This window comes from Mesorhizobium sp. M1409, from assembly GCF_040317535.1.
In the GTDB taxonomy this organism is placed as follows: domain Bacteria; phylum Pseudomonadota; class Alphaproteobacteria; order Rhizobiales; family Rhizobiaceae; genus Mesorhizobium.
Genome location: NZ_JAMYKV010000013.1, coordinates 97,314 through 119,309, shown reverse-complemented (window position 1 = coordinate 119,309; position 21,996 = coordinate 97,314). Strand labels below are relative to the sequence as shown.

The following is a 21,996-nucleotide window of genomic DNA, read 5'->3' as shown; positions in this document are numbered from 1 at the left end:
CAGATCAAGCTAGGACGCTTTTTATCGCCTTGCATCGATGATATTGCTTCGTCGGCACTAACTCGCACCAGTTCTTGTACGATGCAGGGAAGTATTTTGGATGTTCGGATTCTTTTCGCGCAAGTCCAAGAAAATCTCCGAGAAGCCGGTTGGTGCTTCGCCTCCTGCCACAGGGCACTTATCGAAAACCGGGCTGCTAGTGCCGGTAATCGTGCCTCGCTCAACCGTGGAAGATGCGGTCAAACGGCCCTTTGAGCTCGTCTTCGCTGTCGACAAATTCATCCACGCTATGGTTTCCCAAGGGCTCTACTACTATCCGGAGATCAGTCCGAAGGCCATGCAGGTCTTCCACGCCGATTTGTATTCCGCTGAGGTGAAAAATGGCGGCCATAGTCAGTTCGTCCACAATGCCGGCAGGGAGTTCGATACTATGGTCGCCAACGCCCGTGCTGGTCTCACTGCGGCTGGTGCGAATGGGCAGCTAGCGACTCTGGAAAAGATGTCCGTCTGGGTCACGGAGCATCCCGCCGAAGCCGAAGAACAGACCGGCTTTGAGGGTGGTCGGGACGATTTTCTCGACACGCTTGATGATGCTTTCTACGACACTGACGAGGCGGCGCCGATGCTCGACCTGTTGGCGCGCTGGGTCGCGTCATGGCCCGATCTGCAAATTGTCGACGACGATGACTGCGATGAAGCCATCCGCCAATTGGCAATGGCCAATCCCCGGCGCGAATCCCGGCTTCTCCACCGATCGGTCGCCGAGCTGGTCGGCCAGATGTTTCGCCGGCGCGACGTCGGGGTTGGTCTTGCCTGTGCGGACGCGCTGCCGCCCGAAGTTAAACTATCGCTCGGTATGGCGAGGATGTTGGATGTCGAGGGCGAAAAGCAATTGGCTTTTCAACTGCGCACCAATGCAGGGGAGGTTCGTCTCTGCGTCGCCACAGACACCCATGCGGCGGTCTATGAATCCATTGCTCCGGAGGACCCGCCGATTGCGCGCGCGGGTGAAAATCCATTGGCCGCTGGCGTGCCTCGCGTCGGCCGCAAGCTCGGGCAAGTCGATGCTCAAACAATAGCAAAGGTGATCGAACTGGCTGAGGAACATCACGCGCCGGTCGCCGTCGACCTTCTGCTGCGCAAGGCCGGAATCGATCCAACCAAAGCTATCGTTTCGGCGAACTCGATCGTGCAGCGCGAGGGAGGGCCGGTTGTCAGCTGGGTGGTAATGGCCGGCGGTCACGCATTTCTCTTCCAGTCATCCCGAGATCGCTGTGCACTGTTGCGTGGTGACAATGAGGAAAGTCTGGTGGAGGCTCATCGAACTGAGCTTGAGGAATATTTCGACCTGACCGCAGCCGCCGGCGAATAAGATGTCCGCTCGGACGGAACTGGCGACTAGCGCTGTTCCCGATGGCAGCCCTACTGCTTTTCGCTCAGAAAAAAATAGCCATCGGCGTGGCCGCTGGCGCCGCATGATGGCGGTTCCGAACGGTCATCCGTGCCGGTGCCGCTCTGCTCGACGACGAGCGCATCGCCATCGCGGTGGAAGATGAAGACAAAGCCGGTCGGCTTGTCGTTGTCGTCGGTATCGACCAGCCGCAACTCCTTGCCGGCCCTGACCGTGCCGCCGATGTCGCACTCCGCACCGCCGGAGACAGGGTTGGCGACATCTTCCGACACTTCGAGCTTGCCGGCGCCTGCCGCCTTGATCTCGACCGAGCCGCGGCTGCTGCTCCATGTGCCGATGAGGCCGCTGTCCGCGGGCTTGCGGATGGCGGCGAGGAAGGTCGCGCGGTCGCGCAGAAACTCGCCGAGATCGAAAGTCTGCTGGTCCTTGGGCGTGTTCTCGTTGAAGCCGGCGATCTGGTCGCGATACAAGATGAAATCGCCTTGGTCGCCTCGCAAGGCCTTGCCGGCGCGAGGATCAAACGTCTTCAGCAATGCCGCATAGCTCCTCGCCACATCGGCGTCGGCTTGCGCCAGGGCAGGATCGGCGCAGATGGCCTTTTCCGCCACGCTTGTCGCCTTGGCGCAGTCGAAGGACGGCTTTGCTTGCGCGAATGCGCTGCCGTTCGCTGCCAGCCATGCGACCATAACTGTACCGATGGCGGACCAGGCAATGAGCTGCGCCTTGTCGGGGTTTCGGATCATGGGCGGTCGGCCTTTCCCGCGCCTAAAACCGGTGCTACCCCAAATTCTGTCGACAATGACGCCGACAAGCAAGCACGCCGGTCGCGCCCAATGCGGCGATGCCGATTGTTGCGTTGCGGCGAGGGGGGCTTTCGGCTATTGAGGCCGGACTTGAAACGGAGCCAGTTTATACCCGATGAGCCTTGTCGATACGGTCAAGAACGCGTTCGTACCGATCCATCGCGAAGGCTATCCCTTCATCGCGGCTTTTGGCGCGGCGACGCTTTTCCTCGGCTATTTCTCCTCGATCCTGTTCTGGATCGGCCTTATCCTGACGGCCTGGTGCGTCTATTTCTTCCGTGATCCCGAGCGCGTCACGCCGGTCGACGACCACCTCGTGGTCAGCCCCGCAGACGGCATCATCTCGGCTGTCGGACCGGCCGTGCCGCCGCGCGAGCTTGGCCTAGGCAACGTCGAGATGACCCGCATCTCGGTGTTCATGAACGTCTTCTCCTGCCATGTGAACCGCGCACCGGTGCGCGGCCGTATTGCCAGGATAGAACATCGGCCGGGAAAATTCCTCAATGCCGAACTCGACAAGGCAAGCACCGAGAACGAGCGCAACGGCCTGGTCATCGAGAGCCCCAACGGCACGGTCGCCGCCGTCCAGATCGCCGGCCTGGTCGCGCGGCGCATCGTCTGCTGGGCCGAGGCCGGCGGCTCGATCGCCATCGGCGAGCGCTTCGGCCTGATCCGCTTCGGCTCGCGCGTCGATGTGTTCCTGCCTTTGACCGCCACGCCGCGTGTTGCCGTTGGCCAGACGGCGGTCGGCGGCGAAACCGTGCTGGCTGAATTCGGCGGTGTCGCCGGCACGCCTCTTGTTCGGATTTCCTGACCCGTGGGCACGCAATACAAAAAGTTCGAGGCCCATGCCAGCGGCGGTCCGCGCATCCGCGAAATCCCTATGCGCATGGTGCTGCCCAACCTCGTCACCGTGCTGGCCATCTGCGCCGGCCTGTCCGGCATCCGCTTCGGCTTCGAAGGCCGCTTCGAGCCGGCGGTGGTGATGGTGCTGCTCGCGGCGTTCCTCGACGGCATCGACGGCCGCCTGGCGCGGATGCTGAAGGCGACCTCGAAATTCGGCGCGCAGATGGATTCGCTGGCCGACATCGTCAATTTCGGCGTCGCACCGGCTCTGGTGCTCTATGCCTTCCTGCTCGACCGCGCCGGCTCGCCGGGATGGATCGCCGCACTCCTGTTTGCCATCGCCTGCGGCCTGCGGCTCGCCCGTTTCAACGTGCTTGACGACGAGAAGACCGATCGCCCCATATGGCAGTCCGAATATTTCGTCGGCGTGCCGGCGCCGGCGGGCGCCGTGCTGGTGATGCTGCCGCTCTATCTTTATTTCCTGCGCACAGGGCTGGAGCCCAGTCGTCCAGCCGCCTTCGTCGCCACCGGCTTCACCATCCTGGTCGCCTTCCTGCTGGTCAGCCGGCTGCCGGTCTATTCCGGCAAGAGCCTGAGAATCCCGGGCGACAAGGTGCTGCCGATCATCCTTGGCGTCGTGCTCTACGTGCTCCTGCTGATGACCTATCCCTGGTACACGCTGACGGCTTCGGTCGCCGGCTATCTGATGTTCCTGCCGTTCAGCGTGCGCGCCTATTCGAAGCGCGCCAAGCTGGAGGGTGAGAAGGTGCCACCTTCGGATATAGGTTAGAAGATACGCCGAAGTCCTTGATCTGACTCACGCCGCGACGCCGAGCCCCAGCCTGTCGATCGCCAGCTTGCGGGTCGAGACATAGTCGGTCTTGCCGGAACCCAGCACCGGGATTTCCTCCACCTTGACGATGTCGTTCGGCACCATCAGTTCGGCGGCACCCGCCTGTTTGCCGAATTTGCGCAACTCGTCGGGATTGGCGTCGTCGGCGGTGGTGACCAGCACGATGCGCTCGCCGCGCCGCTTGTCGGGCACCGCCACCGCCGCGTGCCGTTCCTCCGGCCACAGCGATTGCACCAGCATCTCGACCGCACCGAGCGACACCATTTCGCCGGCGATCTTGGCGAAGCGTTTGGCGCGGCCGCGAATGGTGATGAAACCTTCACGGTCGACGGCAACGATGTCGCCGGTGTCGTGCCAGCCGGTCAGCGGCTGTAACTCACCGGGACGCTCCGCGGTCATGTAGCCCATCATCAGGTTCGGTCCGTCGAGCCACAATTGGCCGGCGTCGGAGATGCCCTCGACCGGCTCCAGCTTCATGCGCATGGCCGGCAGCAGCCGGCCGACGGTGCCGTCGCGGCCATGGATGGCGGTGTTGACGGCAACCACGGGTGCTGCCTCGGTCAGTCCGAACCCTTCGATGATCTCCGCCTGGAAGCGCTCGCGATAGACGCGGCGGGTTTCCGGCTTCACCGCCTCGGCGCCGGCGACGACGAAGCGCAGGCTGGAAAAATCGCCGTCCTTGGCGGTGCGCGCATAGTTGGCGAGGAACGTGTCGGTGCCGAACATGATGGTCGGTTTCACCTTGCGTGCGACCTCGGGGATGATCTTGTAGTGGAGAGGCGAGGGGTAGAGGAACAGTTTTACCCCAGTGACCAGCGGCAGGATGGTGCCACCCGTCAGCCCGAACGAGTGGAACACCGGCAGCACGTTGAGAAGGATGTCGGCGGGCGAGATGGTGATGCGTGCCTCGGCCTGCATGGCGTTGGCCAGCAGGTTTTTGTGCGAAAGGATCACCGCCTTGGGCGTGCCTTCCGAACCCGAGGTGAACAGGATCACCGCCGGCTTGGCCGCATCCTGCCGTTGCAGCGGCCAGCGCCACAGCAAGGCGGCGGCAAGCTTGTCCAGCGCCGTGACGCCTTCCCGCACATCCTCCAGCCAAAGCAGCCTGGCACCGCCCTTCTCGACCGCCTCGACGATATCGGCAAGGCTGGCCTTCTCGACGAACGCGCGGGAGGAAATCACGGTCCTTATCACCGCGGTGCGCACGGCGGCGGTGACGCTTGCCGGCCCGGCCGTGTAGTTGATCATCGCCGCCACCCGGCCGGCCGACAGAAGGCCAGTGAGCGACAGCACGACGCCATTGGCGTTCGGCAGCATCAGCCCGACCGCTTCGCCCGGCGCAGTGACCGCCTCGAAGCGCCTGCCCAGGACGCGAGCGCCGATGAACATCTTGCGGTAGCTCAGCGCGCCGGAGATGACGTCCTCGATGATCGTGTGCGAAGCGCCGACTCGGTCGGCGGCATCGCGCATGGCCAGGAACAGGCCGCGATCGAGGTTGGTACCGAAAAGCCGGGCCTCGGCGACACGGTCGAACAACGCATTGGTGTTCGAGGCCTGGTCGGGGTTGCGCGCCACCAGTTCGGCGATGGTCATCGGCTCCAGAACGCTGATCGACAGCCGCGGAAACCAGTGCCGTGGTGCCTTGCCTGCGGGCGTCAACGACACCGGCAGGCTGCGCGCGCCGCTGACGAAGATCGGCACGATGCTGGCCTCGGCCTGCATGGCGATGCGCGTGACGGCACGAAACAGCCGGAACGTCTTGACGTCAGGCTCGACCGCATCCGGCAGATAGACGGCGAGCCGGCCTTTGCCTTTGAGGACGCGCACCAGCCGGCGGCTGACGAAGACATGTTCGGCGTTGAAGGCGATGGTGCGGCCGAGCTCGCGCCACGGTTCGAGCCAAGGCGACCGCGCCGAGACCTCGTCGAGGATATGCAGCGTGTCGTCCGGCAGCAGCGACAGCATCAGAGCCGGTTCGAAACGCGATTGATGCGAGATGACGTAGATGACCGGGGCCCGCGCCTTGCGGGCGATCTTGACCCGGGTGTCGGCGATTCGGTAGGCGAGTTTGAACGGCACATAGAGCAGCGCCTGGGTGAAGCGCAGGCCGAGGCGGAATTTTTCCGCCACGCCGATCAGCAGCCAGGCCAGAACAAGACCCGCAAGCAGCGCCAGTGTCAGGACCATGCCGCGTCTCTCCCAACGATTTTATCATCTCGGCTCTTTTGCGGCCGCTTCGGCCAGAACCTAGACCATGTGGGAGCAACGTCAATGCGGATGAGGGCAAGCTTACCTTCTTGCCCCGAGCCAGAAGGTAAGGTCTGTGTTCACGCCGCCTTCAACCGTCCGCTGATGAAACGGAATTCCTGCGTCTTGCCGCCATAGCCATAGGCTGCTGCCGGCACTTCGTGCACGAAGGCATAGCTTTCCTCGTGCACGCCGCCCAGCAGACCGCCGAAGGCAGCGAATATCGCTTTCAGATAGGCTTCCAGTTCGAGCTTGGTGTTGGTGCCGTCGACCACCTTGATATCCAGCCAGAACGTATTGGTGCCATGCTCGGCCAGCGACTTGCCGCCGGCGAACCAGTGCTGCGGATCGATGTAGGATACGGCGACGGCTGTGATCGTCGGATCCTTGCGCAACTGCGTCGCGGTGATTTCGGTGACCTCCTTTGCGATGCGAGCGGAAAGAGCCGCGTCAGGCCTGCCGGCGACGCTTACGGTGATGATGGGCATTTCTCTTCTCCTCGGTTCGAGCGGCGTCTGATCGCCGTTGAAAGAATCATGCCATCATTATTAAATCAAAAAAATCGAATTGTTTTAAATTTAAGGTTCGATATTATCGAATTATGCAAACGCTCGATCCCGATCTGCTCAGGACCTTTCTTGCCTTCGTCGACAGTGGCTCATTGGCCCAGGCGGCTTCAAGCGTCGGCCGTTCGCCCTCGGCGGTGACCGCCCAGATGCAGCGGCTGGAGGAAATCGTCGGCGAGCCGCTGCTGGCGCCGCAAGGCCGGGGCCGAGGCTTGACCCCTGCAGGCGAGGATCTCGTCGGTCATGCCAGGCGCATCCTTGCTGCTCACCGCGAGGCCTGGCTGGCACTGAAGGGCGCACGGGCTGCCGGGCGCGTCGCCATCGGCACGACCCAGGATTTCGCCGATAGCGGCCTGCCGGACCTGCTGCGTGCCTTCGCCGTAAGTCATCCGCGCGTCAGGATAGAACTGCGGGTCGGCCGCTCCGCCGAACTGGCGCAGGCGCTGCAGTCCGGCGGCCTCGATCTGGCGATCGTCATGCGCCAGGCCGCGGTGCCGGACGAAGTCGGCGTGCTGCGTGAGCCGATGATATGGCTGTGCTCGCAAAGAGGATTGACCTCGCGGCAGGAGGAAGTGCCGCTGGCTCTGCTCGATCCGTATTGCGGTTTTCGCGAGGCGGCACTTGCCGCACTCGATGCTGCCGGTCGCCGCTACCGCATCGCTGCCGGCAGTGCCAGTCTGGCCGGCCTCCGCACGGCGGTGAACGCTGGTGTCGCGTTGACGTTGCGAACGGTCCGCTTTGCCCATTCAGGCATCGTCGAGGCGCCGCGCGAGCTTGGTCTGCCGCAAGTTCCAATGGCTGAGTTCGCGATCCGGCTGCGCGTCGGCGCCGATGGTCCGGCGAGCGACCTCGCGACACTGCTCAGCGGCAACCTTGCCTTGTCGGCTGGCTGAACGCCAAAGAAAAAGCCGACCTTACGGTCGGCTTGAGAGTAGGACGGGCCGAGGGGTTTGGGGGGACTTGGGGATGGCCCGTCACACCAATAATGTCTGACCACGATGATGGTTCCGTGACTGCGTCACTTTTTTAAGAAATATTTGACGCCATGCGTTGCGAGCGGACCATCAGCCAATCCCGCCCCGCATGGGCAAACACCGCACACAGCACGATAGCGCCGCCGATCATGCTGGCGACCGGTGCAATCTCGCCCAGGAACAGGAAGGCAAACAGGATCGCGAACGGCACTTCGGCCGAGCCGAGCAGCCCGGATTCGGCGGGCGGAATGAGCCGTGCGCCCTCCGTCCAAAGGATCGAGGACAGCGCGAAGGACGCGCCGAAAGTGGCGAGCAGAACGGCATCCCTTGGCGAAACCGCTAGCGGATCGGTGACGAACCAGCCGAGCACGAACAGCAGGAACGCTGAAACCGCACCGGCCCATACCACCGGCGTGTCGCGGAAGGCGCGCACCATGATCATGTAGAGGCCGCTGCCGACGGTCATCAGCAATGCCAGCCCGTCGCCGAACAGATTGCCGCTGCCGAAGCCGGACCAGACCATGATCGCCACGCCGCACAGCGATACGGCGGCGGCGACCATCGTCTGCAGTCGAAGCGGCTCGCGCGTCAGAACCCAGGCCAGCAGCGCGGTGACGAAAGGCGCTGTGGCATAGATGACGGCGACATTGGCGACAAAGGTGAACTTGAACGCCGAGATGAAGGCTATGCTGGCCAGCGCGCCTTCCACCGCCAGCAGCCAGCCGCGCCAGCCGAGGCGCGGCGTTTCGCGGTTGCCGGAGCGGCGGCGGCGCCACAGCACGTAGAGGCTGATCAGGATCGCGCCGACAAAGCCGCGCCAGCAGATGATTGTCAGCGGGTCGGCATGGATCGACTTTGTCAGAACACCAGTCAGGCCGAAGACGGCAGCCGACGATGACACCAGGATGATGCCGAGCGTGCGCTCCGCGGCGGTGTCGGCGGTGGCTGCGATGTCAGTCATGCCACAAGCCTACGCCGTTCAGTCCTGACATCGTAGCGTCAGCAGTGATGGTGATCCACATCATAGCCGTTTGCGAAAATGCTCGCCGCCTATGATCAGCAGGCCGGCTGCGATCAAGGCGGCACCCCAGGAAGACTTCGCGGCGCGGCTCGTCCACCCAGTTCCATGGCGATCTGCGCTCTCGCAAAGCTTATTGCGTCGCCTGGTAAAGCTCCGAAGCGGCCTCTTTCAGGGCACGCCGACCATCGGATCTGAAGTACATCATGTGGCCGCCCTCGACGACATCGAGACGGATAGGCTTGGCGTTGGCGAGCGACGAGATCTGGCTCACCAGGTAGCGCGAGGCGAGGTAAGGCGTGACCAGATCGGTGTAGCCGTTGACGATCACGACGCCGAGCGACGGGTTCAGCGAGCGTGCTCGCTGCAGATCGTCCATCACACCGGCATAGCCTTGCCGCGAGGCGCTGGTGCCGTAATCCCAATTCTGGCTGACTTCGCCATTGAGCAGCCGATAGCTGACGTCGGTGCGGAAATTCAGTTCGTCGCTGATATAGCCGACGAAAGCCGACGTCAACGCCGGTACGCTGCGGTCGAGCACTGGATCCGGGCCGGCGATGCGGGCGCTCTCGGGCGCGATGTCGGCCGTGCCGATCATGGCGTCATATGGGCTGAGCACTTTGCCGCTGGCACGGGCGAACTCCCTTGCGAACAGGCCGGTCGGGATACGGGCGGAGTTCCGCTGCACGAGGTCGAGCGGCAGGCCGGTGATGTCAGCCACGCGTTGGCTCGCCAGCCGCCTGCCTTGCTCCAGTCCGCTGGTGAGCGCCGTAAGATAATCGCCCATCGCATAATGTTCGACTTCGGCCAGCTTCTCCCGTAACGCATCGCCGGTGACGCCTTCGGCGCGCAGGCGCACCGCCGCCAGTGAAGGCAGTTCAAGCGCCCAGTGCAGCGGCTCGAATTCGTCGGGTTGCACCAGCGTGAACTCCAGCGCCGGCGAGATCAGCACGATGCCGTTCGGACTGATGCCGATGTCTTCCTGCAATGTCCTGGCGAGCAGCGCCGCGCGGAACCCGCCATAGCTTTCGCCGGCGAGGAACAACGGCGATCCGGTGCGGCCGTTCTGCGCGAGATAGAGCCGGATGAAGGCGCCTATCGAGCTGGCATCCTGATTGACGCCCCAGAAGTCGTGCGTGTCCTGGCCGGGTGCCTCGCGGCTATATCCGGTTCCGACCGGATCGACGAAGACGAGATCGGTCATGTCGAGCCAGCTGTCCGGATTGTCGATAAGTCTTTGCGGTGAGGGCAGGAATTCGCCGTCGGCTCCCGTTGCGATTATACGCGGACCGAGTGCGCCGATATGCAGATAGGCGGACGCTGCTCCAGGGCCGCCGTTGAACACGAAGGTGATCGGCCTCTGCGGGTCTTTGGCCATGCTTGCCGGTGGCTCCAGCGTGTAGGCGACGTAGAAGATCTCCGCCGTGACGTCGCCCTTGCCGGAAAGCAGCGACAGAGTGGCGGCCCTTGCCTGATAATCCAGCTTGCGCCCGGCGAGGGTGATCGAATGGTTGGTGGTCCGCGGCGGAGGCAGCAGGGACAGCACGCCGCCCGAGGGGCCTGGCCGCTCCACCGTTTCAGCCAGGAGGGGCTGCGCCAGGGCGGCAAGCATCGGCAGGATAAGGAAGATCAGTTTCAGCTTGACCGGCATGATGGCTCCGCGAGAACGACTCCCGCATAGGTATGGCCGAGATGATCGAAGTCAAAGGAAATGGCTGTATGGTTGGACAACTGCCGCTGCCGCTCCTTCTCCCTTCTTCCTGCGAGCGGGCTGCTGGCTCCAACCGCGTCTTGGCGGCTCGCCCGTATGCGGTGGCGGTGAACAGCATTGCCTTTCCGTAGTGATCGGCGCAAATCTCGACCGCACGAAATAGCCGACGAAAGGGGAGAGCGGATGGATGCGACCGAACTGAAGGCCATGCAGGCGCCGCTGAAGCAGACCTATCGTGACGATGCTTCGCAGGCCCTGATCACGCTTCGCGCCAAGGGCTCGATCGACGACCAGTCGGTCGCCTGCAAGGTGGAGACGGGCAGGGCGCTCGCCATCGCCGGGCTGCATCCGGCAACAGGTGGCTCGGGCCTTGAGCTCTGCTCGGGCGACATGTTGCTGGAGGCATTGGTGGCCTGCGCCGGGGTGACGCTGAAGGCGGTGGCGACGGCGCTCGAGTTCAAGCTCGGCGCCGCCACGGTGGAAGCGGAAGGCGACCTCGATTTTCGCGGCACGCTCGGTGTGGCAAAAGATGCGCCGGTCGGCTTTCGCGCCATTCGGCTCAATTTCAACCTCGACACCGATGAGCCGCGGGAGCGGGTAGAGTCACTGCTGAAGCTGACCGAGCGCTATTGCGTGGTATTCCAGACCATCAACCAGAAGCCGGAACTGACGGTTTCAGCTCGACGCTGAGGATCTCCCCCTTGAGGGGAGATGTCGCCGAAGGCGACAGAGCGGGTCGGAACGACGGGACGCGACCTTCTTCCGCCGGCAGAGGAGGTTAGCGCTCGACGCGCGGCGACCCCCTCTGGCCTGCCGGCCGTTCGTCGTTCGGAAAGCCAAGCAATTGGCTTTCCGTCCGCTGTGCGGACCACTCCTCAACCCCCTCAAGGGGCGAGATTACGCTCATTACTGCGCTGACGGTTCTTCGGCGTCGCCCTCGTCGGTGAAGGGCGAGGCGCTCGGCACGCATTGCACCGACCAGCCGGCCGGTGTCGGCTGTTTCTGATACTCAGCGATGGCGGCGGTGCACTGTTCGCGCTTGTCGAAGGTGCTGGGCAGGACGACCATGCCGCCTTGCGGGCCGGCGATTACCAGATACCAGACCAACGCTGCGGTCGTTGCCATGGGGATTTCCTCGTTCTGCCAGTTGGGTGGTTGTTGTGGGAGTCGCTGCGATCCTACCAACTCCACGGAAGTGACGAAAGCATGGCCGCCGCGCAGCCTCCAGCCGTCACATCACAGCCGCGTGATGAGGCGGCGGGTTTGTCACGCTGCCGCCCGCGCGAGTGCGGCTATTCCGGCTGCCGATAGGCGACGAAGCGGTTGTGCTTGGCCTGGAAAATCAGCCCGGTCTCCTTCAAGTCGGGGCTCGCCAGCGGCACGATGAGCTTGGCGATCTCCGAGGGGTGCGGCAGCGTCGCCGGATCCTCGCCGGGCACCGCCTGCGCCCGCATGGCGGTGCGGGTGGCGCCGGGATCGGCGGCGTTGACGCGCAGCGGCAGGCTTTGCGTCTCATGTGCCCAGGAACGCATCATGGTCTCGACCGCCGCCTTGGACGCCGCGTAGGGCGCCCAGAACGCGCGGGCCGAGTGCGCCGCGTTGGATGACAGGATGATCGCTCGCCCGGCGTCGGAGAGCCGCAGCAGCGGGTCGACCGAGCGGATCAGCCGCCATGTCGAGGTGACGTTGATGGTCATCACCTTCTCGAAGGTTTTTGCTTCGACATGACCGATCGGCGAGATGACGCCGAGCACGCCGGCATTGGCGACGAGAATGTCAAGCTTGCCCCAGCGCTCATGGATGGCGCCGCCCAGCCGGTCGATGCCTGCCATGTCGGCGAGGTCGAGCGGCACCAGTGTCGCCTGGCCGCCGTCCGCCTTGATCTGATCGTCAAGCTCTTCCAGACCACCGACAGTGCGCGCCACCGCGATGACATGCGCGCCGGCGGCGGCCAATTCCTTGGCGATGAAATAACCGATGCCGCGCGAGGCGCCGGTGACAACCGCAACGCGGCCGGTAAGGTCGAGGGGACGGGTCAACGGGCAACTCCGAGGGCTAGCGTTCTAACTCGGACTTGGCTCTGCCTCGTCAGCCTGCATATTTGGCGAAAGCGGAGGTGGGAGCGCAATCTCCCCCCTTGCGGGGGAGATGTCCGGCGGGACAGAGGGGGGTGTGAAGGATCGCCAATTTTCGAAATGATCCGACCCCGAGAGAGAACCCGGCCAAGCGCGCGGCTGGAATTGATCGACAGGATGGAGGGACAGCACCCCCCTCTGCCCTGCCGGGCATCTCCCCCGCAAGGGGGGAGATCGGCTGCTTCGAGGAGGCCGCAACAAAGTGATCGCGGCGAAATTTGCAAACCGGCGAAATTCACGGTTGCAGCAAGGCCCTACGTCCCGCTCGTCGCCAGCAGCGACAGCGTGCGCACATTGTCGTGGCCTTCGAAGTCGAGCAGGCGGGTCGGGTACTGGCCGGTGAAGCAGGCGTCGCAGAATTGCGGCTGGTCATTGTCGCGGCTGGCCTCGCCGACGGCGCGGTAGAGCCCGTCGATTGTGAGGAAGCCGAGCGAATCGACGCGGATGAATTCGGCCATTTCTTCCACCGACATGCGCGATGCCAGGAGCTTCGACTTCTCCGGCGTGTCGACGCCGTAGAAGCAGGAGGCGCGTGTCGGCGGCGATGCGATGCGCATATGCACTTCCTTGGCACCGGCGTCGCGCACCATCTGCACGATCTTCTGGCTGGTGGTGCCGCGCACGATACTGTCGTCGACCAGCACCACGCGCTTGCCCTCGATCATGCGGCGGTTGGCGTTGTGCTTCAGCTTGACGCCCATATGGCGGATCGAATCGCCCGGCTGGATGAAGGTGCGGCCGACATAATGGTTGCGGATGATGCCGAGCTCGAAGGGAATGCCCGCCGCTTGGCTAAAGCCGATCGCCGCCGGCGTGCCCGAATCCGGCACCGGCACGACGATATCGGCCTCGACCGGGCTTTCGACTGCCAGCTCGGCGCCGATGCGCTTGCGCACCTCATAGACGTTGCGGCCTTCGACCGACGAATCCGGCCGCGCGAAATAGACATACTCGAAGATGCAGAAGCGGGTCTTCTGCGGCTCGAACGGGAACAGGCTTTCAATGCCCTTGGACGTGACGACGACCATCTCGCCGGGCTTCAGGTCGCGCACGAAACGCGCACCGATAATGTCGAGCGCACAGGTTTCGGAGGCCAGGATCCAGGCGCCGTCGAGATCGCCGAGCACCAGCGGCCGGATGCCGAGCGGGTCGCGGCAGCCGATCATCTTCTTGGCCGTCATCGCCACCAGCGAGAAGGCGCCTTCGACCTGCCGCACCGCATCGATGAAACGCGAGTTCAAATCGCGCTCCTTGCTGGTGGCGACGAGGTGCAACAGCGTCTCGGTATCGGAGGTGGAGGAGAAGATCGCGCCCTGCTTCTGCAGCGCCCGCTGCACGGTCATGGCGTTGGTCAGATTGCCGTTGTGGGCAACGGCGAAGCCGCCATCGGCCAACTCGGCGAAGAAAGGCTGGATGTTGCGCATGCCGGCGCCGCCGGTGGTGGCGTAGCGCGTGTGGCCGATGGCGCGGTTGCCTTGCAGACTGTCGATGACGCGCTGCTTGGTGAAGGTGTCGCCGATCAGGCCGACATGGCGTTCGACATGGAACTGGCTGCCGTCATAGGAAACGATGCCGGCCGCTTCCTGGCCGCGATGCTGGAGCGCATGCAGGCCCAATGTGACGATGGCCGCAGCATCTTGCCGGCCGAAAATGCCGAACACACCGCATTCGTCGTGGAAATGGTCGTCGGCCTCGGCGGAAAGCACGTCGTCTGCGTCTGCCATCTTAAGCTCCGCTAAAATCGCCATATAATGCGGGTTCGCGTCGAAAGCAACGCGCGCCGTGCAGCCATTCACACCATCGTCAAGTCCCAGCGCCCATTTCCGGCGTCAGTTTGCCGGTGCAGCCGGTGCTGGATTGGCCGGGGTGTTGTCCGCCGGCGGTGTTGCAGCATCATCATCAGGCGCCGGCGTGTTGGCATCGTCCCCACCCGCCGGAGCATCCGCTGCCGGTGCGTCCGGAGCAGCGGGCGTCTCGGTAGCCGGCTGATTCGGATTGAGCTTCTTCAGGATGGCGTTTTCCGGATCCTCGGGCAGCAGGCTTTCGAGCTTGGCGCCGATCTGCTCGAGCAGCGGCCGCGACTTGGCCTCCGTCACCCAGGCCGGTGCCTTGGCGCCGGCCAGCCAGTTGAAGAACAGCAGTGCAACGGCGACGACCAGAATGCCGCGGGCGGCGCCGTAGAGGAAACCGAGCGTACGGTCGAGCGCGCCGATCCTGGAATCGATGATCCAGTCGGCAAGCTTCATGGTGATGACCGAGACGACGGTCAGCGCGATGACGAAGACAACGCCGGCGGCGGCCGCCATGGCGATCTTTTCATTCTCGATGTAGGGCGCGAGGTAAGGCACAACCGGCTTGTAGAAGAAGAACGCCGCCGCCGCCGCCGCTGCCCAAGAGACGACGGACAGGATTTCGCGCGAGAAGCCGCGAACCATGGCGAGCATCGCCGAGACCAGAGTGAAGCCGACGAGAATTCCGTCAAGCAGCGTAATCGGCATGTCTTTCGCCCCACTCCATGAGCTGCATTATAGCGCGGAGCATCGGATTTTCCCAAACCGGTTCCCGCCTTCGGGTCCGATGCCCTAATCTTCCTCGTCCGCGCGGCTTCGGCGTGAGCCGGCTATGCGCGCGACGAGGTCGGCAAGCTCGGTCGGCTGGAAAGAACCGGCCCCGATCCCCCCGGCCAATTCCCCGCTGCCCGAAGGCAGGACCGCGCTTCCAAAACCCAGCTTTTCGGCTTCCTTGAGGCGCTGTTGCGCATGCGCGACCGGCCTCACTGCGCCCGAAAGACTGATTTCGCCGAAATAGACGCAATCGGCGGGAAGGGCAAGGCCGGTGAGCGAGGAAACCAGGGCCGCCGCCACCGCAAGATCCGCCGCGGGCTCCGAAATGCGATAGCCGCCGGCGACGTTGAGATAGACATCATGGCTGCCGAAGCGCACGCCGCAATGGGCTTCGAGGACCGCCAGGATCATCGACAGCCGGGCGCCGTCCCAGCCGACGACGGCGCGGCGCGGCGTGCCGAGCGAGGAGGACGCCACCAGCGCCTGGATCTCGGCCAGCACCGGCCTTGTCCCCTCCATGCCGGCGAAAACCGCCGCGCCCGGCGATTTGGCATGGCGTTCGCCAAGGAAAAGCTCGGATGGGTTGGCAACCTCGCGCAGGCCCTTGTCCGACATTTCGAAGACGCCGATTTCGTCGGTCGGTCCAAAACGGTTCTTCACCGTGCGCAGGATGCGGTAATGATGGCCGCCTTCGCCTTCGAAGTAGAGCACGGCGTCGACCATATGCTCGACGACGCGCGGCCCGGCGATCTGGCCTTCCTTGGTGACATGGCCGACCAGCACGATCGCCGCCCCTGTGGATTTCGCATAACGGATCATCGCCTGGGCGGCGGCGCGCACCTGGGTGACGGTGCCGGGCGCCGAATCGGCAAGGTCGGTCCACAGCGTCTGGATCGAATCCAGGATGACGAGATCCGGCCGTTTGCCGTCGGCTATTGTGGCGAGGATGTCCTCGACATTGGTCTCGGCGGCAAGTTCCACCGGAGAGGAGGCAACGCCAAGCCGCTGCGCCCGCAGCCTGATCTGCGCGACCGCCTCTTCGCCCGAGACATAGACGATGCGGTGGCCTTTTGACGCCAGAGCGGCCGCCGCTTGGGTGAGCAGCGTCGATTTGCCGATGCCGGGGTCGCCGCCGACCAGAAGCGCCGAACCGCGCACGAAACCACCGCCGGTGGCGCGATCGAGTTCGCCGATGCCCGAAATGATGCGCGGCGCGTCCTCGATGTCGCCGGACAGCGTGGTCAGCACCACCGCGCGGCCCTTGCGGGCGTTGCGTGTATTGGCCGGACCCGAGCCGATGCCGCCGGACGTACCTTCCTCGACCAGCGTGTTCCACTCGCCGCAGGCATCGCATTTGCCGGCCCAGCGCTGATGCACCGATCCGCAACTCTGGCAGATGAATTGTACGCGCGACTTGGCCATCAGATTTATGCCCCCCGATGTCTGGCAGGACAGAGGGGGGCGCGAAGGAACGAGGCCTGTCTCAATAGGTCACTCGAACCTTTCCGGCAGATGATGCTCCTCGGCAAGGTCGGAGAAGCGGGTGAACTCGCCCTGGAAGGCAAGGCTGACGGTGCCGGTCGGTCCGTGGCGCTGCTTGGCGATGATCACTTCGGCCTTGCCCTGGACCTCGATCATCTTCGCCTCCCAGGCGAGGTGCTCGGGCGTGCCTTTCTCCGGTTCCTTGTTCTTGATGTAATATTCCTCGCGGTACACGAACAGCACCACGTCGGCATCCTGCTCGATCGAGCCCGATTCGCGCAGGTCCGACAGCTGCGGATGCTTGTCGTCGCGGCTTTCGACCTGACGCGAGAGCTGCGAGAGGGCGATGATCGGCACGCCAAGCTCCTTGCCGAGCGCTTTCAGTCCGGTGGTGATCTCCGTGATTTCCTGGACGCGGTTCTGCGACGCCTTGGCGGATGAACCCTGCATCAGCTGGATATAGTCGATGACCATCAGATCCAGCCCGCGCTGGCGCTTGAGGCGGCGGGCGCGGGCCGCGAGCTGGGCGATCGAAATACCGCCCGTCTGGTCGATATAAAGCGGCCGCTTGTGGTTCTCTTGAGTGTAGGCGACGAGCTTGCCGAAATCGGCTTCCGTCAAATCGCCGCGCCTGATCTTCGACGACGGGATCTCGGTCTGCTCGGAAATGATGCGGGTGGCCAGCTGCTCGGACGACATTTCGAGCGAGAAGAAGCCGACGACGCCGCCATTGGCCGCCTTGACGGAACCGTCGGCCTGCTGGGCCGGCTCATAAGCGGCAGCGATGTTGTAGGCGATGTTGGTGGCCAGCGACGTCTTGCCCATGCCCGGGCGGCCGGCGATGATGATCAAATCCGATGGCTGCAAGCCGCCCATGCGGTGGTCGAGATCGCGCAGGCCGGTGGCAATGCCGGACAGGTGGCCGTCGCGCATATAGGCCGCGCTGGCCATGTCGACGGCATTCTTCAACGCATCGGAAAAACTTTCGAACCCGCCATCGTAGCGACCGTTTTCGGCCAGCTCGAACAGGCGGCGTTCGGCGTCTTCGATCTGTTCGCCGGGCGCCATGTCGACCGGCGCGTCATAGGCGATGTTGACCATGTCCTCGCCGACGGTGATCAGCGCGCGGCGCGTGGCAAGGTCATAGATGGCGCGGCCATAATCGGTGGCGTTGACGACGGTCACCGCCTCCACCGCCAGCCGCACGACATATTGCGCCATCGTCATGTCGCCGACCTTCTCATCGGCCGGCAGGAAGGTTTTTAGCGTTATCGGCGTCGCGACCTTGCCCATGCGGATGAACTCGGACGCCACCTCATAGATTTTGCGGTGCAGCGGCTCGTAGAAATGGCTGGCCTTGAGGAAGTCCGAGACGCGGTAGAAGGCGTCGTTGTTGACGAGGATGGCGCCGAGCAGCGCCTGCTCGGCCTCGATATTGTTTGGCGCTTCACGATAAAGCGGTGTTTCCGCGACGCCGAATTTTCGCGCTGCCTCTGCCATGATATCCCCGATTTTGATCCCGACCTTCGATATCAGAACGAGACGAGTCGATGCTGACCTTTCTGCATCACTGCGCGACCAAAGAGCCTCGATGCCCGTTGTTCACAGGAACGACCAATCGTCCACAGGAGAGTATGCCCGCGCCCCGATTCCGATTGACTCGACAAGGCGATGATTCGTATCCGACTCGTCAGAACGAAGCAAGAACGATTTCGCCGTTCATGTTGCCGCTTTGTCCAGCCTGTCGCCCCAGCCAAGCCGCCGGGCGAGCTTGAAGTCGGCGCCGTCGCGCTTGGTGAACAAGCGCTCGGCGGCAGTGCCGTCTTCCCTGCAAAGCTTGAGCAGAACCTTGCTGGAGCCGGATTTCGGCGGCGCAAGAACGCGTGCCTGGTGTGAAGTGGGCGCGTCTCGGGAAGCCGCGACATAGATGAACTTCTCGTCTTCCCAAGGCACGTCGGCGTCCTTGGCCAGCCGGTGCAGGCGCGAGCGGGCGACGCGGCGGGAAAAATGGCACCAGTCGGGCTGGGCGAGCGGGCAGGGCGCCTGATGCGGGCAAGGGGCAAGCACATGCGCGCCCGCCTCGATCAGCTGTCGGCGCACGGCAAGTATTCGTTGCCATCCGGCAGGGGTGCCCGGCTCGACGATCAGCAGCGTGTCGGCGGTGAGCTGCCAGAGCCGGTCGATGAGCTTCTGCAGCGAGGCCGGGGCAATTTCATCCAGCACATAGGCGCACGTCACCAGATCCGCTGGCTCGAGGCCGGCAAGATCGATGGTGACGTCGCCGGCCAGCCAACTGGTCTGGGCGAAAATCGCGTCGCCCGCTAGCGCCTCGCCCACCTTGCGCACCGCCGCGCTCGCTTCCAGCAGCACCGCCTGTTCGAGATCGGGCCACTGGTCGGTCGTGGCCCAAAGCACCGTACCAGGGCCGGCGCCGACATCGAGCAGGCTCCTGGGCTGAAAGTCGGGCCTGGCGTCGCTCAGCGCGTCGAGGCTGGCACGGATCGCGGCATAGGTCGCCGGAAGCCGCGTCGCCAGATAGGCCTTCACCGCCAGATCCTCGGCCATATGCAGGCGGCCGTCGCGCAACTCGGCACGGTAGCGGTCGGACAGCATCTTTGCCGCTTGCTTGAGCACCGCCAGCGGAATGTTTTCGAGCAGACGCTCGACACCTTGGCGAAGTTGGGCCGGCAGTTCCATCTCACGCGCCCCGCGGGGCGAGAAGGATCACCGAAGCGCCTGCAATGCAGAGCGCCGCTCCGGCAAAATCCCAGCGGTCGGGGCGCACACCCTCCACCAGCCACAGCCAGCCAAGCGACGCCGCGATGTAGATGCCGCCATAGGCGGCGTAGGCGCGGCCGGCGGCGTTCGTGTCGACCAGCGCCAGCAGGAGGCCGAACAGCGCGAGCGAGGCGAGACCGGGGAGCAGCCAAAGCGGCGACTTTTCCAATCGCCACCAGGCCCAGAACGAAAAGCAGCCGGCGATCTCGGCCAGGGCGGCAGCGGCATAGAGGACATAGGTCATGAAAAAGGTCCCGAGACGATCACGGGACCTTTTTCAGTGCAGGCGCCGACAATGGCAAGCGGCAATGCTTATTCCGGATCCGCAACCTTGCGGCGGCGAGCTGGCTTGGCGGCGGGGCTCTTTTTGACCGGCGCCGTTTCGCGATGCCCCATATCACGCATCTCAAGCGCCTTCTCGCACTTGGCCATGTAATCGCGTGTCATCGGCAGCGTGTCGTTCTTCTTGGTGATCTGGATCTGAAAGATGACCAGATCCTGCCAGCGGAAGGCTGCTTCCGAGGCCGCCAGGTAGAATTCCCACATACGGCAGAAGCGCTCGTCATAAATCGCCTTGGCCTTGTCGCGGTTGGCGGCGAAGCGCTGGCCCCAGTGCTTCAGCGTGTCGGCATAGTGGAGCCGCAGGATTTCGACGTCGCTGACGACCAGGCCCGATTTCTCGATCGCCGGCATGACTTCCGAAAGCGCGGGTATATAGCCGCCCGGGAAGATGTATTTGCGGATGAAGGCGCTGGTTGCCCACGGCACGCCGGAACGGCCGATCGTGTGCAACAGCATGACGCCGTCCGGCTTGAGCAGCGTCGCGCTCTTGTCGAAGAAGGTGCGATAGTGGTTGACGCCGACATGTTCGAACATGCCGACCGAGACGATGCGGTCGAAACGCTCGTTGAGCTCGCGGTAGTCCTTGAGCTCGAAATGTACGCGGCTTTCCAGCCCTTGCGCGTGCGCCCGGTCCGTTGCGACGCCGTGCTGCTCGGTCGACAATGTCACGCCCTGCACGTCGACGTCGAACGCCTTGGCGAGGTAGAGACCGAGCCCGCCCCAACCGGAGCCGATGTCGAGCACCGTCTGGCCGGCTTTCAGCCTGAGCTTGGCGGCGATATGGCGTTTCTTGGCGGCCTGCGCTTCGTCGAGCGTCATGTCCGGTTGTTCGAAATAGGCGCAGGAATACTGCATGTCGTCGTCGAGGAAGAGCCGGTAGAGATCGCCTGACAGATCGTAGTGGCGCTGGACGTTGCGGCGCGAGCGCGAAGCGGTGTTGATCTGCTGCAGGCGGCGGAAGGCGTGGCGCAGGCCTTCTATGGCTTTCGACCAGGTGGCGTCGATGCCGCCGCTGCCCATATTCTGGAAGGCGATGCGCATCACGCCCAGCACGCCACCTTCGAGAATGTCGAGTTCGCCGTCCATGTAGGATTCCGGAACCGCCAGCATCGGATCTAAGGTGATGGCGCGCTCGGCATGCGCGGTCTTGATGTGCATGTGCACCGGTTCGCCGCTGCCGTCGCCGAAAACCACCGTCGCGCCCTTGGCGCCGGTTACCTTGAGATTGCCGGTGCGCACCAGGCGGTCGAGAACGCGCTTCAACAGAATATTCATGACCAAATGTCCCCTCTCGGCCAGACAGGCTGTCTTGGCGCGTAACCGCGAAAATCAGAATCGATTTCGAGGAGCCTTGCGCCGAGCCAAAGTTCACAACGTCACTTGCGCGACCAAAGGACGCGCGACGCTATAGTCTGCAACAATATATAGGGGTTCGAAAAGTTCCATTTGGCACAAAAATGCCCGGGCAAGAGGCCCGGGCATTGGTCCAGTATGGCTGGATGCCGGCAAAGTGATCGGAGCACAGCTCCAAACCTCCGCGACGTATGATCAGGCGTTGTCTTCGCCACCCTCGAATTCGGTGTTCGGGTCGAAGAAGTTTTCCGGCCGGGCATTGTCGTTGATGTCCTCGCCATAGATGGCCTCGGCGGTGGTCAGTGTCTCGCCCTTGGCCTGGCGTTCGGCTTCGTCGGCCGTGCGGGCGATGTTGAGCGTGATCGTGACTTCGACTTCCGGATGCAGCGCGATTGCCACATTGGTGACGCCGATGGTCTTGATCGGCTGGTTGAGCAGGATCTGGTTGCGGTTGATCGAAAAACCTTCCGCCGTCAGCAGGTCGGCGATGTCGCGGGTCGACACTGAACCGTAAAGCTGTCCGGTTTCACCAGCGGAGCGAACGGCGATGAAGCTCTTGCCGTCGAGCTTTTCGGCGACTTGGGCAGCTTCCGACTTGCGCTCGAGGTTGCGGGCTTCGAGCTGGGCGCGCTGGCCTTCGAACTTCTTCTTGTTGCCTTCGTTGGCGCGCAGCGCCTTGCCCTGCGGCAGCAGGAAGTTACGGGCAAAGCCGTCCTTGACCTTGACGGTATCGCCCATCTGGCCGAGGCGGGAAACGCGTTCGAGAAGAATGACTTCCATGGTTTTGTTCCTTTGGTTGGGCGCCAATCGATCGATGAGGTCGACGCCGAATGTCTCTGGAACAGGTCAGGAAGCTTGAGCGCCTGGGGCGCTGGTGTCGCTGTCCTGCCTGTCGCGGCAGTTAGAGGTTTTT

At 63.7% G+C, this 21,996-nt stretch carries 20 protein-coding genes; 5 read left to right on the top strand and 15 right to left on the bottom strand.

The window, feature by feature from the left end; genetic code table 11:
• Positions 1-100 precede the first annotated feature (100 nt).
• Positions 101-1,372 (top strand): DMP19 family protein, encoded by a 1,272-nt coding sequence (locus NKG99_RS13490; RefSeq protein ID WP_352868229.1) that lies wholly within the window; start codon positions 101-103, stop codon positions 1,370-1,372.
• A 50-nt stretch (positions 1,373-1,422) separates the two neighbouring features.
• Here the strand turns inward: NKG99_RS13490 and NKG99_RS13485 are convergent, their stop codons facing one another.
• Complete coding sequence (locus tag NKG99_RS13485; protein WP_352868227.1) at positions 1,423-2,154, bottom strand: lysozyme inhibitor LprI family protein; 732 nt, start codon at positions 2,152-2,154, stop codon at positions 1,423-1,425.
• 175 nt (positions 2,155-2,329) lie between these two features.
• Between NKG99_RS13485 and NKG99_RS13480 the strand changes: the two genes are divergently transcribed.
• Both NKG99_RS13480 and NKG99_RS13475 read left to right on the top strand, forming a co-directional pair.
• Positions 2,330-3,028, top strand: coding sequence for a phosphatidylserine decarboxylase (locus NKG99_RS13480; protein WP_352868224.1), 699 nt, complete (start codon positions 2,330-2,332; stop codon positions 3,026-3,028).
• A 3-nt stretch (positions 3,029-3,031) separates the two neighbouring features.
• On the top strand, positions 3,032-3,850 hold the full coding sequence (locus tag NKG99_RS13475; protein WP_502910935.1) for a CDP-alcohol phosphatidyltransferase family protein: 819 nt from the start codon (positions 3,032-3,034) through the stop codon (positions 3,848-3,850).
• Positions 3,851-3,877: 27 nt separating this feature from the next.
• On the opposite strand, the gene NKG99_RS13470 is transcribed toward NKG99_RS13475, so the two are convergent.
• Both NKG99_RS13470 and NKG99_RS13465 read right to left on the bottom strand, forming a co-directional pair.
• Positions 3,878-6,100, bottom strand: coding sequence for an AMP-binding protein (locus tag NKG99_RS13470; RefSeq protein ID WP_352868221.1), 2,223 nt, complete (start codon positions 6,098-6,100; stop codon positions 3,878-3,880).
• A gap of 140 nt (positions 6,101-6,240) precedes the next feature.
• A complete protein-coding gene (locus tag NKG99_RS13465; RefSeq protein WP_352868218.1) occupies positions 6,241-6,648 on the bottom strand; it encodes a tautomerase family protein in 408 nt (135 codons plus the stop codon).
• 113 nt (positions 6,649-6,761) lie between these two features.
• Between NKG99_RS13465 and NKG99_RS13460 the strand changes: the two genes are divergently transcribed.
• Positions 6,762-7,619, top strand: coding sequence for a LysR substrate-binding domain-containing protein (locus NKG99_RS13460; protein WP_352868215.1), 858 nt, complete (start codon positions 6,762-6,764; stop codon positions 7,617-7,619).
• A 133-nt stretch (positions 7,620-7,752) separates the two neighbouring features.
• Here NKG99_RS13460 and NKG99_RS13455 read toward each other — a convergent pair whose 3' ends face one another.
• Positions 7,753-8,661: a DMT family transporter gene (locus NKG99_RS13455; RefSeq protein ID WP_352868213.1), complete on the bottom strand. Its 909-nt coding sequence runs from the start codon at positions 8,659-8,661 to the stop codon at positions 7,753-7,755.
• A gap of 190 nt (positions 8,662-8,851) precedes the next feature.
• A complete protein-coding gene (locus tag NKG99_RS13450) occupies positions 8,852-10,369 on the bottom strand; it encodes a S10 family peptidase (protein WP_352868210.1) in 1,518 nt (505 codons plus the stop codon).
• Between the two features lie 243 nt (positions 10,370-10,612).
• On the opposite strand from NKG99_RS13450, the gene NKG99_RS13445 reads away from it, so the two are divergent.
• Positions 10,613-11,119 carry an OsmC family protein gene (locus NKG99_RS13445; RefSeq protein ID WP_352868207.1) on the top strand — a complete coding sequence of 169 codons (507 nt, stop codon included), beginning with the start codon at positions 10,613-10,615 and terminating at the stop codon, positions 11,117-11,119.
• Positions 11,120-11,335: 216 nt separating this feature from the next.
• Here the strand turns inward: NKG99_RS13445 and NKG99_RS13440 are convergent, their stop codons facing one another.
• The 10 genes from NKG99_RS13440 to rplI all read right to left on the bottom strand — a co-directional run bounded on the left by NKG99_RS13440 (position 11,336) and on the right by rplI (position 21,863).
• Positions 11,336-11,554 (bottom strand): hypothetical protein, encoded by a 219-nt coding sequence (locus tag NKG99_RS13440; protein ID WP_023761619.1) that lies wholly within the window; start codon positions 11,552-11,554, stop codon positions 11,336-11,338.
• Between the two features lie 167 nt (positions 11,555-11,721).
• Positions 11,722-12,468 carry an SDR family NAD(P)-dependent oxidoreductase gene (locus tag NKG99_RS13435; RefSeq protein WP_352868204.1) on the bottom strand — a complete coding sequence of 249 codons (747 nt, stop codon included), beginning with the start codon at positions 12,466-12,468 and terminating at the stop codon, positions 11,722-11,724.
• Positions 12,469-12,818: 350 nt separating this feature from the next.
• Positions 12,819-14,288 (bottom strand): amidophosphoribosyltransferase, encoded by a 1,470-nt coding sequence (gene purF / locus NKG99_RS13430; RefSeq protein ID WP_183453881.1) that lies wholly within the window; start codon positions 14,286-14,288, stop codon positions 12,819-12,821.
• Between the two features lie 105 nt (positions 14,289-14,393).
• Entirely contained in the window at positions 14,394-15,062 is a 669-nt protein-coding gene (locus NKG99_RS13425; protein WP_352868202.1) for a CvpA family protein, read from the bottom strand.
• Between the two features lie 84 nt (positions 15,063-15,146).
• On the bottom strand, positions 15,147-16,550 hold the full coding sequence (gene radA / locus NKG99_RS13420; protein ID WP_352868200.1) for a DNA repair protein RadA: 1,404 nt from the start codon (positions 16,548-16,550) through the stop codon (positions 15,147-15,149).
• 69 nt (positions 16,551-16,619) lie between these two features.
• On the bottom strand, positions 16,620-18,110 hold the full coding sequence (locus NKG99_RS13415; RefSeq protein ID WP_352868197.1) for a replicative DNA helicase: 1,491 nt from the start codon (positions 18,108-18,110) through the stop codon (positions 16,620-16,622).
• Between the two features lie 219 nt (positions 18,111-18,329).
• Complete coding sequence (locus tag NKG99_RS13410) at positions 18,330-19,307, bottom strand: small ribosomal subunit Rsm22 family protein (RefSeq protein ID WP_352868195.1); 978 nt, start codon at positions 19,305-19,307, stop codon at positions 18,330-18,332.
• Between the two features lies 1 nt (position 19,308).
• Positions 19,309-19,632, bottom strand: coding sequence for a YnfA family protein (locus tag NKG99_RS13405; protein ID WP_352868192.1), 324 nt, complete (start codon positions 19,630-19,632; stop codon positions 19,309-19,311).
• A gap of 68 nt (positions 19,633-19,700) precedes the next feature.
• Complete coding sequence (locus NKG99_RS13400; RefSeq protein ID WP_352868189.1) at positions 19,701-21,005, bottom strand: cyclopropane fatty acid synthase; 1,305 nt, start codon at positions 21,003-21,005, stop codon at positions 19,701-19,703.
• A 273-nt stretch (positions 21,006-21,278) separates the two neighbouring features.
• Positions 21,279-21,863 (bottom strand): 50S ribosomal protein L9, encoded by a 585-nt coding sequence (gene rplI / locus NKG99_RS13395; protein WP_352868186.1) that lies wholly within the window; start codon positions 21,861-21,863, stop codon positions 21,279-21,281.
• Positions 21,864-21,996: the final 133 nt, after the last annotated feature.